The following is an 11,896-nucleotide window of genomic DNA, read 5'->3' as shown; positions in this document are numbered from 1 at the left end:
GTCAGCATCCACACCGGGTCCGCGCCGCGTGCGGACAGGTGGTGGATGCGCGCTCGCGGGGTCAGTCCGTAGCGGCGCACCGCGTCCGCCGACGCGACCAGCAGTGCGGCGGCGCCGTCGGAGATCTGACTGGACACCGCGGCCGTGATGGAGCCGCCTTCCCGGACCGGCTTCAGGGAGCGGATCTTCTCCAGGTTCGGCTCGCGCGGCCCCTCGTCCTGGGTCAGCCCGGAGACCGGCACGATCTCACGGACAAAGCGGCCCTCGGCGCGTGCCGCGATCGCGCGCTCGTGGGAGGTGACGGCAAACGCCTCCATCGCTTCACGGGAGATGCCCCAGTGCTCGGCGATCATCTCTGCCGAGCGGATCTGGTCGACTTCTTGCGCGCCGTAGCGTTGCTGCCAGCCGATCGAGCCGGAGAACGGGTCCGGGAAGCCCATCGGCTGAGCCACGGTCATCGCCGAGCTGATCGGGATGGCGCTCATGTTCTGCACCCCGCCGGCCACGACGAGATCGGCGGTACCGCTGAGCACGGCCTGCGCGGCGAAGTGAACCGCCTGCTGCGACGAGCCGCACTGCCGGTCGACGGTCACTCCCGGCACCTCTTCCGGCAGTCCGGCGGCAAGCCAGCAGGTGCGGGCGACGTCCCCGGCCTGCGGGCCGATGGTGTCCACGCAGCCGAAGATCACGTCGTCGACCGCGCCCGGGTCGATCCCCGCGCGCTCGACGAGCGCGGTCAGCACGGCGGCCCCGAGGTCGGCCGGGTGGGTCGCGGCGAGCCCACCGCCGCGCCGTCCGACCGGCGACCGCACCGCTTCGACAAGGTAGGCCTCTGCCATGGGGGCTGCTCCTTCGTGTTACTCCGGCAACGTCGGCCCGCATCTCGAGCCGACCAAGCGCTTGTACAAATTGACGATAGAAGTTGAGTCCGGGTTTGGCCAGCGCCACGGCGCTGCCGGTCGGTGTTCGCGAGTCCGGCGTTTCGGTCTGGAACCGTTGGTGCAGGACGAATTCGTCTCGGTGTCTCCAGCGGACTCCGGTCGCGAGCGTCTGTGGGATCGCTCTCATGGGCGCCTCGCGGACCTCGAGTATTTGAGCAAGCGCTTGCGTGTGCCGGACAATGCGACCATGACCGCCGTCGGCATTGGCGGGCAGGGCGAGCACCGCCTCGGGCAGGAACAGGTCGGCCGCCGCGTCCAGCCGACGAGCGTCGACTTCGTGCGTTGGCCGGGCGGCCATCCGCACGGCCCTCGGACGGGTTGCGTCAAATCGCGCGACGGTACACGGAATCCTGGGCGTGACGCTGACTTCGCAGCGGCGCGATGGCGCGGAAGCGATCGTCAGCGCCACCGCCGGGCACCTCCGGACGGGAGCCGAGCCGATAGTCGATGGGTGATCCGGTACTTCGACAGGTACCTCGTGCGGGACGGGTGCCTGCGATTCGCGCGCAGGGAGCTTCATCGACTCTGGATCGAGCGGCCTACGGTGCCGGGGGTTCGGCCGGCGGAGGCCGCATGGCCCTCGCCGTATCCGCTCTCGGCCCCGGATGCCGCGACCGCGCCGGACGAGAATCGGTGATCCCCCGCGTTTCTCCCCTGGGTGCCTCGGATCCGCGGACGGCGGACGGGACCAGAGGATCACGTCATCGAACGAGCAGGATCGCTTCAGGTGCCGGACCCCCTCTTCGCCGGCCGACGCCGTACCGCGATGCCTTCCAGCACGATCGTCAGGTACTGCCGGGCGACTTGCCCGACGGGCAGTGAGCCGTTGGGGTTGTACCAGTGCACCGCCACCCACACGGTGTCGCGAATGAAGCGGTAGACGACCTCGATGTCGAGGTCCTCACGGAACGCGCCTTGGCGCACGCCGTCCGAGAGCATGGTTGTCCACAGCTTGCGGAACTCGGTGTTGCGGTGTTCGAGATAGTCGAACCGGGAAAGCTTGGCGAGGTGTTTCGTCTCGGTCTGGTAGATCGACACCCCGTGTGGGTGGGAATCAATGGCCTCGAACGACGCGATGATGACGGCTTCAATCGCGTTCCGCGGTTTCAGGCCCGCCGCGAGGATCTCGGTGTAGCTGGCGAACAGCTCGTCCAGAAATCCACTGAGAATCTCGTCCGCTATCGACTCCTTCGAGTCGAAGTGGTGGTAGAGGCTGCCAGAGAGGATTCCGGCGGCCTCGGCGATATCGCGCACTGTGGTGGACCGGTACCCGTGCTCGGCGAACAACTGGGCCGCGATTCCGAGGAGTTCGGCGCGCCGACGCGACCCCTGGTCAAGCATGCTGGCTGCTCACGGAGATCACCTCGCCGGTCAGGTAGGACGCGTAGTCGCTGGCCAGGAAGACCATCACGTTCGCCACTTCCCACGGCTGTGCGGCCCGCCCCGATACCTCCCGTGCGGTGAGCTCCTCGAGCAGGTCCTCGGTGGTGACCTTGGCCAGGAACGGGTGCATCGCCAGGCTCGGCGCCACCGCGTTGACCCGGATCCCGTGTTCGGCGACGTCGACGGCCGCGCACCGGGTCAGTGCCATGACACCGGCCTTCGCGGCGGCGTAGTGCGCCTGCTCGGCCTGGGCTCGCCAGCCGATGACCGAGGCGTTGTTGACGATCGCGCCGCCGGTTCCCTGTGCGATGAACGCGCGCAGTGCCGCCCGCGTGGCGCGGAAGGTACCGCCCAACGTCACGTCGAGCACGCGCGACCACTCTTCGTCGGTCATGTCCACGATGGACCTGCTGCCCCCGAGCCCGGCATTGTTGATCAATACGTCGATGCGGCCGTAGTGCGCGATCGTCCCGTCGATCAGCGACTGGACCTGCGCCTCGTCCGTGACATCACAGGGAATGGCATGCACATCGCCGAGTTCTTCGGCCTTCTCGGCGAGCCGGCGCTCGTGCCAGTCGCTGAGCACGACGTGTGCGCCCTCCTCGAGGCTGCGCTTGGCCACGGCGGACCCGATACCTGTGCCAGCCGCCGCGGTCACCACGACCACCTTGTCCCGCAACAGATTCGATCCTTCCGGATACTTCGGAACGGGGATCATGGACGTACCTCCCTGGGCAGTCCGAGCACGCGCTCGGCGATGACGTTGCGTTGTATCTCGTTGGAGCCGCCGTAGATCGTGTCCGCCCGGGTGAACAGGTAGAGGCGCTGCCACTCGTCGAGGTCCTCACCGGTCATCGACGCGGCGCCGCGCACCGTCATCGCGAGTTCGCCGAGTGAGCGGTGCCAGTTCGCCCAGACCAGTTTGGACACTTCCGCGACGCCGGGCGTCCGCGAACCGAGAGTGCGCAGCGCATGCGCGCGCATCACCTCCAGCCCCATCCAGGCGCGGGAGATGCGCTCGGCGATGGCGGGATCCTCCGTGGCGCCGTTCGCCTCGGCGAGCTTGGTCAGCCTCGCGAGTTCGCGGCGGAAGCCGACCTGCTGTCCCAGCGTGGCGACGCCGCGCTCGAAAGCCAGCGTGCCCATCGCGACGCGCCAGCCCTCGCCCGGCGCACCCACGACCATGTCCCTGGCCGTGCGGGCGCCGTCGAAGAAGACCTCGTTGAACTCGCTGGTGCCGGTGAGCTGGCGGATCGGCCGCACCTCGATACCGGGCTGTTTCATCGGGACCAGCAGGTACGACAGGCCGTGATGCCGCTTGGAGTCCGGCTCGGTCCTGGCGAGCACGAAGCACCAGTCGGCGACGTGCGCGAGCGACGTCCAGATCTTTTGGCCGCGCAGCACCCACTCGTCACCGTCGAGCCGTGCACTGGTGGACACCGCGGCGAGGTCGGAACCGGCGTCCGGCTCGGAGTAACCCTGGCACCACAGTTCGTCGACCGCGACGATCTTCGGCAGAAACCGCCGGCGCTGCTCCGGCGTGCCGAACGCGATCAGCGTGGGCCCAAGCAGTTCCTGCCCGAGGTGACTGACCTTCGCCGGCGCCTCGGCGCGCGCGTACTCCTCGTGGAAGATGATCTGTTCCTCCAGAGAAGCGTCGGCGCCGCCGTGCTCCTTCGGCCAGCCGAGGCAGTTCCAGCCGGCGGTCGCGAGATGCCGCTCCCAGGCGATGCGCTCCTCGAAGGCTTCGTGCTCGCGCCCGGGCCCGCCGAGACCGCGCAGGCCGGCGAACTCTCCGCTGAGGTTGTCCTCGAGCCAGGCTCGCACACGTTCTCGGAAATCCGACACGGCCACTCCTGTTGTTCAAAGCCGGTTCTCGTGCGTACGCTACCCTACCAAGCACTTGTTAGGGAGAGGGAATCACGATGTTCCCATGGTGTCGCGAAAAGCGGCCGGGAAGGCTGCTGAGGGAGGGCTCATGAGCGAGGTCGTGCGCTACGACCGGCACGGGCCGGTCGCGCTGGTGACGATGAACCGGCCGGAGTACCGGAACGCGCAGAACTCGGCAATGACCTACGCGCTGGACGAGGCGTTCACGCGGGCTGTGGACGATCCCGGGGTGAAGGTGATCGTGTTGGCCGGTGCCGGCAAGCATTTTTCGGCGGGGCACGACATCGGCACGCCGGGGCGAGACGTGGACGTAACGTTCGAGCGCAGGGCGGTGATGTGGTGGGATCACGTCGACCGTGCGGGCGGTGATCAACGTTTCGCGCGTGAGTCCGAAGTGTACCTGGGCATGTGCCGCCGCTGGCGCGAGATCCCGAAGCCGATGCTCGCATCGGTGCAGGGGGCGTGTATCGCGGGTGGCCTGATGCTGGCCTGGGTGTGCGACCTGATCGTGGCGTCCGACGATGCGTTCTTCGCGGATCCGGTGGTGCGAATGGGCATTCCCGGCGTGGAGTACTTCGCGCACCCCTGGATACTGGGCCCGCGCGCGGCCAAGGAGGTGCTGTTCACCGGCGAGCGGTTCTCGGCACAGCAGGCGAAGGAGTGGGGGATGGTCAGCCGCGTCGTGCCGAGAGAATCCCTGGAGGAGGCCACGTTCGCGTTGGCGGAGAAGATCGCGGAGATGCCGCAATTCGGTCTTGCCCTGACCAAGAAGGCGGTCAACCAGGCGGAGGACCTGATGGGGCTGCGCTCGGGCATGGATTCGGTGTTCGGCCTGCACCATCTTGCCCATGCACACAATGCCGAAACCGGCGGCGATTCACTGGCGGGCCAGGACGCCCGGACCATGCGTGCCGCGAACCAGCAGGCCGGATAGGGGCAGAGCATGGATCTTGACCTCGACGAGCGCACCCTTGTCTTCCGTGACGAGGCACGCGCCTGGCTCGCCGGCAATGTGCCGGCCCAGCCACTCGATTCGTTCGACACCACACGGGGATTCGAGCAGCACCGCTTGTGGGAAGCCAAACTTGCCGACTCCCGGTGGTCGGTGGTGTCCTGGCCCGCCGAGTTCGGCGGCCGGGACGCGAGCCTGCTGGAATGGGTCATCTTCGAAGAGGAGTACTACGCCGCGGGCGCGCCGGGCCGAGTGAGCCAGAACGGTATTTTCATGCTGGCGCCTACCCTTTTTTCGCACGGCACCATCGAGCAGCAACGTCGTATCCTGCCGAAAATGGCGCGCGGCGAGCAGGTCTGGGCGCAGGCCTGGTCGGAGCCGGAGGCGGGCAGCGACATCGCGGCGCTGCGTAGCAGGGCGACCCGCGTCGACGGCGGCTGGCTGCTGTCCGGGCAAAAGACGTGGAGCTCACGGGCCACGTTCGCCGATTGTGCCTTCGGACTGTTTCGCAGCGACCCGGAGAGCAAACGCCACAAGGGGCTTACCTACTTCATGTTCGACCTGCGTGCGCCAGGTGTGCAGGTGCGCCCCATCCCGCAGCTTGATGGCGAACCGGGATTCGCCGAGATCTTCCTCGACGAGGTCTTCGTCCCGGACGCCGACGTGATCGGCGAGCCCGGCGAAGGGTGGCGTGTCGCCATGACCACCGCGAACAACGAACGCGGACTGTCCCTGCGCAGCCCCGGCCGGTTCCTCGCCGCCGCGGACCGCCTCATCGCGCTGTGGCGCGAGTCGGCCACCCCGGGGCAAGCGCCCGATTCCCTCGCCGACCGCGTGGTGGACTCCTGGATCGGCGCCCGTGCCTACCAGCTCTACACGTACGGCACCGTGACCCGGCTCGCCGAAGGCGGCGACCTCGGTCCGGAGTCGAGTGTCAACAAGCTGTTCTGGTCCCACCTCGACGTGGACTTGCACGAGACGGCGCTCGACTTGCTCGGTCCGGCCGCCGAGGTGAAGAGCCCCTGGCTCGACGGCTGGCTGTTCTCGCTGGCCGGACCGATCTATGGCGGTACCGACCAGATCCAACGCAACACCATTGCGGAACGCCTGCTGGGCCTGCCGAGAGGTGACCGATGAGATTCGCACTGTCGCAGGAGCAGACCGATTTCGCGGCCAGCATGGACCACCTGCTGTCCGATCTCGACATGACCGCCGTCATCCGCGCCTGGACGGTGGGCGAGCACGAGCCCGGGCGCAAGGTGTGGCACGCGCTCGCGGAGCTGGGCGTCACCGCGCTGGTGATACCGGAACGATTCGGCGGCCTTGCCGCGACCGCCGTCGATCTGGTCGTCGCGTTCGAACGGCTCGGCTATCACACCGTGCCGGGCCCCTGGGTCGAGACGGTCGCGGTGTTGCCCGCGCTCTTCGAAGACGAGAGTCTGGAAGGAGTCGCCGCGGGCGAGAAGCTCGTGTCGATCGCAAACCCGCCCCATGTCCCGTACGCTCTGGACGCGGATATCGCGGACCTCTGCGTCTACGTGGCGGGAACCGACCTGCGGGCGGGCACACCGACGAGCGCACTGTCCTCCGTAGACGGTGCCCGGCGCCTGTTTGCCGTCGAGCCGGGCGAGCGTCTTGGTGTCGCCGACGATCCCGGGCGTGCCTTCGATCTCGGTGCGCTGGCCACGGCCGCCCAGCTGCTCGGCGCCGGACAACGGCTGCTGGATACCAGCGTCGCGTACGCGAAACAACGCAGGCAGTACGGCCGGGCGATCGGCCAGTACCAGTCGATCAAACACCTCCTCGCCGACGTCGCGACGAAGCTCGAGTTGGCTCGCCCCCTGCTGTACGCCGCCGCTGTCGCCACCGGCTCGCCGGTACGTACCCGTGACGTGTCCGCGGCCAAGGTCGCCGCGGGCGAGGCCGCCTCTCTGGCGGCGCGCACCGGTCTGCAGGTGCACGGCGCGATCGGCTACACCGCGGAGCACTCGCTCGGCCTCAGCCTTACCAAGGTGCGGGCGCTCGTGGGCGCTTGGGGCACACCGGCGTTCCACCGTCGGCGAATTCTGGAGGCGTTGGTATGACCTTCACCGTTGAACAGGAGGCACTCCGCGATACGGTCCGGTCCGTGCTCCAGCGGCACGCCGAGCCCTGGAAGTTGCTCTGCGACCAGGTCGGCGTCGCGGCGCTGCTGATTCCCGAGTCGCACGGCGGACTTGGCGCGAGCCTGCGAGAAGCGCAAGTCGTGGCAGAGGAACTGGGCAGGGCACTGAGTCCCGCCCCGTTTCTCGGATCCGGGGTACTCGCCACGCAGGCCATTCTTGAGACGGGTGACGAGGAAGCGGCGGCACGCCTGCTGCCGTTGCTGGCTGAGGGCGCGGTCGCGGCGCTCGCCTGGACCTCGGCGGAGGGCACCTGGGATCCGTCACGAGCGGCCTTCACCGCGTCGGGATCCGTTGTGGATGGTCATGCTCGGTACGTCCTCGACGGCGATATCGCCGATGTCCTGCTCGTGGTGGCGGATACCGGCGGTGAACTGGGCCTGTTCGAGGTGGATCTTCAACAGGCTCGTCGCAGGCACACGCCCGCGATGGACGAGACCCGGCGCCTGGCCGACATCGAACTCACCGCGGTGCAGGCGGTGCGGATCGGCAGCGGTGACTTCCGGCGTGGGCTCGGCCGTACCCGTGACCTGGCCTGCGCCGTCCTGGCGGCGGAGCAGGCGGGAGCGGCCACGCGTGCCCTGGAGATCACGATTTCCTACACCAAGCAGCGCAAGCAGTTCGGCCGCCCCATCGGCGGGTTCCAGGCGTTGAAGCACCGGATGGCCGACATGTACGTCGCGACCGAGACCGCCCGGTCGGCAGCCTATGCGACGAGCGAGCCCAACGCAGACCTGCCTCGGCTCGCTGCGGTCGCGAGGGCCTACTGTTCCGAAGCGTTCTCGGCCGTAGCCGCCGAAATGGTCCAGTTGCACGGTGGTATCGCGATCACGTGGGAGCACGAAGCGCATCGCTTCTTCAAACGCGCCCACGGCACGGCGCAGTTGTTCGGGCAGCCACACCACCATCTTCGCCGGGTGGTGCCCGTCGGCACCTGATGTTCGCCCGCGGCCTCACGACCCCCGGAAGGGTGCCGTGAGGCCGCGAGGAACCAACCTCGCACCGCCCTCGCCCGCGGTGTCGTCCGGGCGGCCGGCCGGCCGATCAGGAGGCCGCCCGTGTTCCCGTCCGGCGGGCGCGGCCGCCGGACGGCGCGGAGAGCCCGTTCATGACGAGGGTGAGGTACTGCTCGGTGAGCTGAGCAGGCGTGAGACGACCGGACGGGGTGTACCAGCGCGCCGCTGACCAGACGGAGTCGCGAATGAACTGGTAGGTGATTTTCGGATCGAGGTCGGTGCGGAACCGGCCACCGGCGACGCCGTCCTCGAGCACCTTGACCCAGATCCGCCGCACGCCGGCCTCCGTTTTGGACACGTGGTCGAACCAGGTGAACCGGGCCAGGTGTTTGCGTTCGTTCTGCAGCACCGTGATGGCCGCTTTGTGCCGACCGATCGACACGAACGCGGCCTCGATCAGCGCTCGCAGCGCCGCCGCCGGATCGGAGTTGGCGGCCACGATCTCCCGGCACGATTCCAGCAACTCGTCGAGGAAGGTCGAGAGGATCTCCTCGAGAATTGTCTCTTTTGACTGGAAGTGGTGGTAAAGGCTGCCGGAGAGCACCCCGGCGGCCCGTCCGATATCGCGCACGGTGGTGCTTTGGAAGCCATGCTCGGCGAACAGTTCGGCCGCGATGTCGATCAGCGCCTGTCGCCGGTTCTGGGGCGACCCGTCGCGGGCTCGCCCTGGGGTGGCGGTGCTCGCAGGTTTGCGTTCGTTGCCTGGCATGGGACAATTATGCCGGGCACCGGATAACTGCTCATGCGGACCCTGCGGCGGTACGGTCGCGCGCCTCCCGCCGGGCGTGGCAACCCGAGCGGGACACGCCGGGTGAGTTTCTCGGTCGGGCTGCATTTCCGCGCACTGTGATCCGCATCGTCGGTCCGGAATTTTCGCTCAGTAACCCGGAAAGCTCTGCGTGCGTGCAATTCCCGGCGGTTCATCCCTGGATTCCCCGGACTCCTTCGTCTTCTTACCGTGGTTCAGCTCGTGCGCGCCACTACTGCGGCCGCTGCTTGGTGAAGAGGGCGGCGTGTCGAACCGGTCTCGTGTTACTGAGCGTAACCGTGTGCGCGCCTGCAGGGGTAATCGATGCCCTGCCTGCCGCTGAACTTGAACAAGCGCTTGATACAGGCGTAGGGTCCGAGGCGATGCGGCCGGCACCACAGCGGCCCCCGGTCGGGCCGCGCGCCCTCGGGAGCCTGGGTCTCGTGCCGGGCTACCACGTGCACCAGCCTCGCTGCTTCGATCCGGCGTCGGGGCGGTTCCCCGTTCAGCGAGAGGGGCTTTGCCGTGACCTGCGGCGAGCCGAGAGGGAGGTACCTGTGCAGATCGGTGTGTCGACACCGGTGGTTTTCCAGTTTCCGGGCTCGTGCTCGAAATGGGAACGGGACGGCGAGATCGAAGACCTGGCCGAGATCGCCCAAGCCGCGGACGAGCTCGGCTTCGCTTATCTGACCTGCGCCGAGCATGTGGCGGTCCCCGTCGAGGTCGCGGCCCAGCGAGGCGGCACGTACTGGGATCCGGCGGTGACGCTGGCCTACCTCGCCGCCTGCACCCAGCGGATCAAACTGGCCACCTCGGTGGTCGTCCTCGGCTATCACCATCCGCTCGCGCTCGCCAAACGCTACGGCACGCTGGACAGGATCAGTGGAGGACGGCTGGTGCTCGGTGTGGGCGTGGGATCGCTGCCGGAGGAGTTCGACCTGCTGGGCGCGGACTTCGCGAACCGGGGAGTGCGTGCCGACGACGCCATGCGCGCGCTGCGGGCCGCGCTGTCGCAGCGGGAACCGGTGTACTCGGGCACCCATTACGAGTTCGAGGGAATGCTCGTCGAACCCCATGCGGTGCAGGCCAGGGTGCCGTTGTGGGTGGGGGGCCGGAGCCTCCGGTCGCTGCGGCGCGCGTGTGCCTTCGGCGACGGATGGATGCCGTTCGGCCTGTCCGACTCCGCGCTTGGTGAGATGCTCGCGAAGGTCGAGCTGCCCGAAGGCTTCGAGGTCGTGCTGCCCGCCGGACCGCTGGACCCCGGCGGTGATCCGGAGGGCACGACGCGGCGGTTGGTGGAACTGCGAGAGGCCGGCGCGACCGGGGTGACGGTCACGATCGCCGCCGAATCGAGTGCCCATTACCGCGATCAGCTGGCGAGTCTGCGGCAGCTGGCGGACGGCATGGAAGCGAACGTGCGATGACCGACGACATGCGTATCGCGGCGCTGGAAGGCCGGTTGCGCAAGCTCGAAGACGAGGCCGCCATCGCTGCGCTCATCGCGTCCTACGGGCCGCTTGTCGACGCGGGCGATGCCGACGGTACGGCGGCGCTGTGGGCCGAGGACGGCTCGTACGACGTCGAAGGATGGCGGATGAGTTCCCGCGAGGACGTGCGCGCGATGGTGCTGTCGGGTTCCCATCAGGAGATCATCACCGGCGGCAGCTGCCATTTCCTTGGGCCGGCCCATGTGACCGTGGACGGCGACGAGGCGATCGCGGTGTGCGATTCGATCCTGGTCCGCCGCCGGGACGACGGTTTCGTGATCGAGCGGGCGGGAGTCAGCCACTTCCAGCTCCGGCGACTGCCGGAGGGCTGGCGCATCGCGCACCGGAAGACCCGGTTGCTCGATGGCTCGGTGGAGGCGCGGACGCTGCTGGTCGAGGGTGTGCGGGGCCGGCCGGTGTGAGGTGATGACCGGCGGCGCCAATCCGGCCGGGCCGGATTGGCGACCCGCGGCAGGACATCGTCGCCAGTGAGGGATCGGTGTTACCTCACTGGCAACATGTTGTCCGGCTGCGTGGCCTGGGGACTCACCAGTCCTGCCACGGGATGATCCTGCGCAGCGGCCCGGACAGCAGCAACTCCTCGGCCTTGCCGGTGTCCCAGGCCGCTTCCCGGCGGCGGATCTCCTGCTCCACTTCGACCGGGTCCTCGTCGAGGAACAGCAGCCGCAGGCGAAGCGAGCCCGGTTCGAAGTCCGGTCCGCCGTCGCGAGGTGTTGTGGCGTGGCGCTGGGTGTAGCTGAACGAGAAGGTCCACCCGCCGGCGACACCCGGAACGGCCAGCAGCTCCGGCATGGCCACGGTGTCGTAATGGCGGAACGCCTGCTCGGCCTCGAGGCTGTGGGGTGCGGCAAGGCGGGTCAGGCTCAACCGGATGCCGCGGTTCGGCCGGAACGGCAGCGCCTCCGGTGACACGAGCACGCGGGGTGCGACATATCCCTTCACCGGTGTGAAGAAACCGAGGAACGGGCGCTCCACATAGGACAACTCAGGTCGGCGTCCCCATTGGAAGGACCGCTCGGCCAGTTCGGACCATTCCGCCACACTGCGCTCGACCGGGTCGCGGAACCAGTACATGGCGACGAAGTCCAGTGCCGAGTACTCGGCCGCGGGTGCGGCCATCAGCTCGGCGCAGTCCGCCGTGGCGGCCCAGCGCTCACCCCACGCGACGCCGGGCAGCAGCAGGTTCTCGGGACGATGGTCGAGCTGATGCCATTCGTTGTACTCCCGGTATCGGGCGGGGTCGGTGAGCCGGACGAAGGAGAAGAAAGCAAGAGGTGCGAACATGAGACCGTCCCT

At 68.3% G+C, this 11,896-nt stretch carries 12 protein-coding genes; 6 read left to right on the top strand and 6 right to left on the bottom strand.

Features of this window, described 5'->3' with window-relative positions:
* From FNH05_RS03100 to FNH05_RS03085, 4 genes are all read right to left on the bottom strand, one after another.
* Positions 1 to 839: acetyl-CoA C-acyltransferase (locus FNH05_RS03100; protein ID WP_144585725.1), on the bottom strand; the 839-nt coding region annotated here is incomplete at its 3' end.
* A gap of 825 nt (positions 840 to 1,664) precedes the next feature.
* Positions 1,665 to 2,282 (bottom strand): TetR/AcrR family transcriptional regulator, encoded by a 618-nt coding sequence (locus FNH05_RS03095; protein ID WP_144585724.1) that lies wholly within the window; start codon positions 2,280 to 2,282, stop codon positions 1,665 to 1,667.
* Entirely contained in the window at positions 2,275 to 3,042 is a 768-nt protein-coding gene (locus tag FNH05_RS03090; protein WP_144585723.1) for an SDR family oxidoreductase, read from the bottom strand. Before FNH05_RS03090 ends, FNH05_RS03095 begins: the two co-directional genes overlap by 8 nt.
* Entirely contained in the window at positions 3,039 to 4,178 is a 1,140-nt protein-coding gene (locus tag FNH05_RS03085) for an acyl-CoA dehydrogenase family protein (RefSeq protein ID WP_144585722.1), read from the bottom strand. Before FNH05_RS03085 ends, FNH05_RS03090 begins: the two co-directional genes overlap by 4 nt.
* Positions 4,179 to 4,302: 124 nt before the next feature.
* On the opposite strand from FNH05_RS03085, the gene FNH05_RS03080 reads away from it, so the two are divergent.
* The 4 genes from FNH05_RS03080 to FNH05_RS03065 are packed head-to-tail and all read left to right on the top strand — an operon-like array spanning position 4,303 to position 8,266.
* Entirely contained in the window at positions 4,303 to 5,148 is an 846-nt protein-coding gene (locus FNH05_RS03080; protein WP_144585721.1) for an enoyl-CoA hydratase, read from the top strand.
* A 9-nt stretch (positions 5,149 to 5,157) separates the two neighbouring features.
* Entirely contained in the window at positions 5,158 to 6,303 is a 1,146-nt protein-coding gene (locus FNH05_RS03075) for an acyl-CoA dehydrogenase family protein (protein WP_144585720.1), read from the top strand.
* The gene (locus FNH05_RS03070) at positions 6,300 to 7,250 is read left to right on the top strand and encodes an acyl-CoA dehydrogenase family protein (protein WP_144585719.1); all 951 of its coding nucleotides are present in this window, start codon (positions 6,300 to 6,302) and stop codon (positions 7,248 to 7,250) included. The genes FNH05_RS03075 and FNH05_RS03070 overlap by 4 nt, the downstream gene beginning before the upstream one ends.
* The gene (locus tag FNH05_RS03065; protein ID WP_144585718.1) at positions 7,247 to 8,266 is read left to right on the top strand and encodes an acyl-CoA dehydrogenase family protein; all 1,020 of its coding nucleotides are present in this window, start codon (positions 7,247 to 7,249) and stop codon (positions 8,264 to 8,266) included. The genes FNH05_RS03070 and FNH05_RS03065 overlap by 4 nt, the downstream gene beginning before the upstream one ends.
* Positions 8,267 to 8,372: 106 nt before the next feature.
* On the opposite strand, the gene FNH05_RS03060 is transcribed toward FNH05_RS03065, so the two are convergent.
* Positions 8,373 to 9,179: a TetR/AcrR family transcriptional regulator gene (locus FNH05_RS03060; protein WP_246127480.1), complete on the bottom strand. Its 807-nt coding sequence runs from the start codon at positions 9,177 to 9,179 to the stop codon at positions 8,373 to 8,375.
* Positions 9,180 to 9,649: 470 nt separating this feature from the next.
* Between FNH05_RS03060 and FNH05_RS03055 the strand changes: the two genes are divergently transcribed.
* On the top strand, positions 9,650 to 10,516 hold the full coding sequence (locus tag FNH05_RS03055; protein WP_144585717.1) for an LLM class F420-dependent oxidoreductase: 867 nt from the start codon (positions 9,650 to 9,652) through the stop codon (positions 10,514 to 10,516).
* The gene (locus FNH05_RS03050; RefSeq protein ID WP_144585716.1) at positions 10,513 to 11,001 is read left to right on the top strand and encodes a nuclear transport factor 2 family protein; all 489 of its coding nucleotides are present in this window, start codon (positions 10,513 to 10,515) and stop codon (positions 10,999 to 11,001) included. Before FNH05_RS03055 ends, FNH05_RS03050 begins: the two co-directional genes overlap by 4 nt.
* Positions 11,002 to 11,125: 124 nt before the next feature.
* Here the strand turns inward: FNH05_RS03050 and FNH05_RS03045 are convergent, their stop codons facing one another.
* On the bottom strand, positions 11,126 to 11,884 hold the full coding sequence (locus FNH05_RS03045) for a hypothetical protein (protein WP_144585715.1): 759 nt from the start codon (positions 11,882 to 11,884) through the stop codon (positions 11,126 to 11,128).
* Between the last annotated feature and the right edge of the window lie 12 nt (positions 11,885 to 11,896).

The organism is Amycolatopsis rhizosphaerae (assembly GCF_007713715.1).
Lineage (GTDB): Bacteria > Actinomycetota > Actinomycetes > Mycobacteriales > Pseudonocardiaceae > Amycolatopsis_E > Amycolatopsis_E rhizosphaerae.
The sequence above is the reverse complement of the archived record's forward strand: the minus strand, read 5'-3'. Positions and strand labels throughout refer to the sequence as shown.

Excerpts from the sequence above, each read along its gene's own strand:
- FNH05_RS03095 (WP_144585724.1), bottom strand. The coding sequence starts at position 2,282 with ATGCTTGACCAGGGGTCGCGTCGGCGCGCCGAACTCCTCGGAATCGCG.
- FNH05_RS03090 (WP_144585723.1), bottom strand. The coding sequence starts at position 3,042 with ATGATCCCCGTTCCGAAGTATCCGGAAGGATCGAATCTGTTGCGGGAC.
- FNH05_RS03080 (WP_144585721.1), top strand. The coding sequence starts at position 4,303 with ATGAGCGAGGTCGTGCGCTACGACCGGCACGGGCCGGTCGCGCTGGTG.
- FNH05_RS03075 (WP_144585720.1), top strand. The coding sequence starts at position 5,158 with ATGGATCTTGACCTCGACGAGCGCACCCTTGTCTTCCGTGACGAGGCA.
- FNH05_RS03070 (WP_144585719.1), top strand. The coding sequence starts at position 6,300 with ATGAGATTCGCACTGTCGCAGGAGCAGACCGATTTCGCGGCCAGCATG.
- FNH05_RS03065 (WP_144585718.1), top strand. The coding sequence starts at position 7,247 with ATGACCTTCACCGTTGAACAGGAGGCACTCCGCGATACGGTCCGGTCC.
- FNH05_RS03060 (WP_246127480.1), bottom strand. The coding sequence starts at position 9,179 with ATGCAGCCCGACCGAGAAACTCACCCGGCGTGTCCCGCTCGGGTTGCC.
- FNH05_RS03050 (WP_144585716.1), top strand. The coding sequence starts at position 10,513 with ATGACCGACGACATGCGTATCGCGGCGCTGGAAGGCCGGTTGCGCAAG.
- FNH05_RS03045 (WP_144585715.1), bottom strand. The coding sequence starts at position 11,884 with ATGTTCGCACCTCTTGCTTTCTTCTCCTTCGTCCGGCTCACCGACCCC.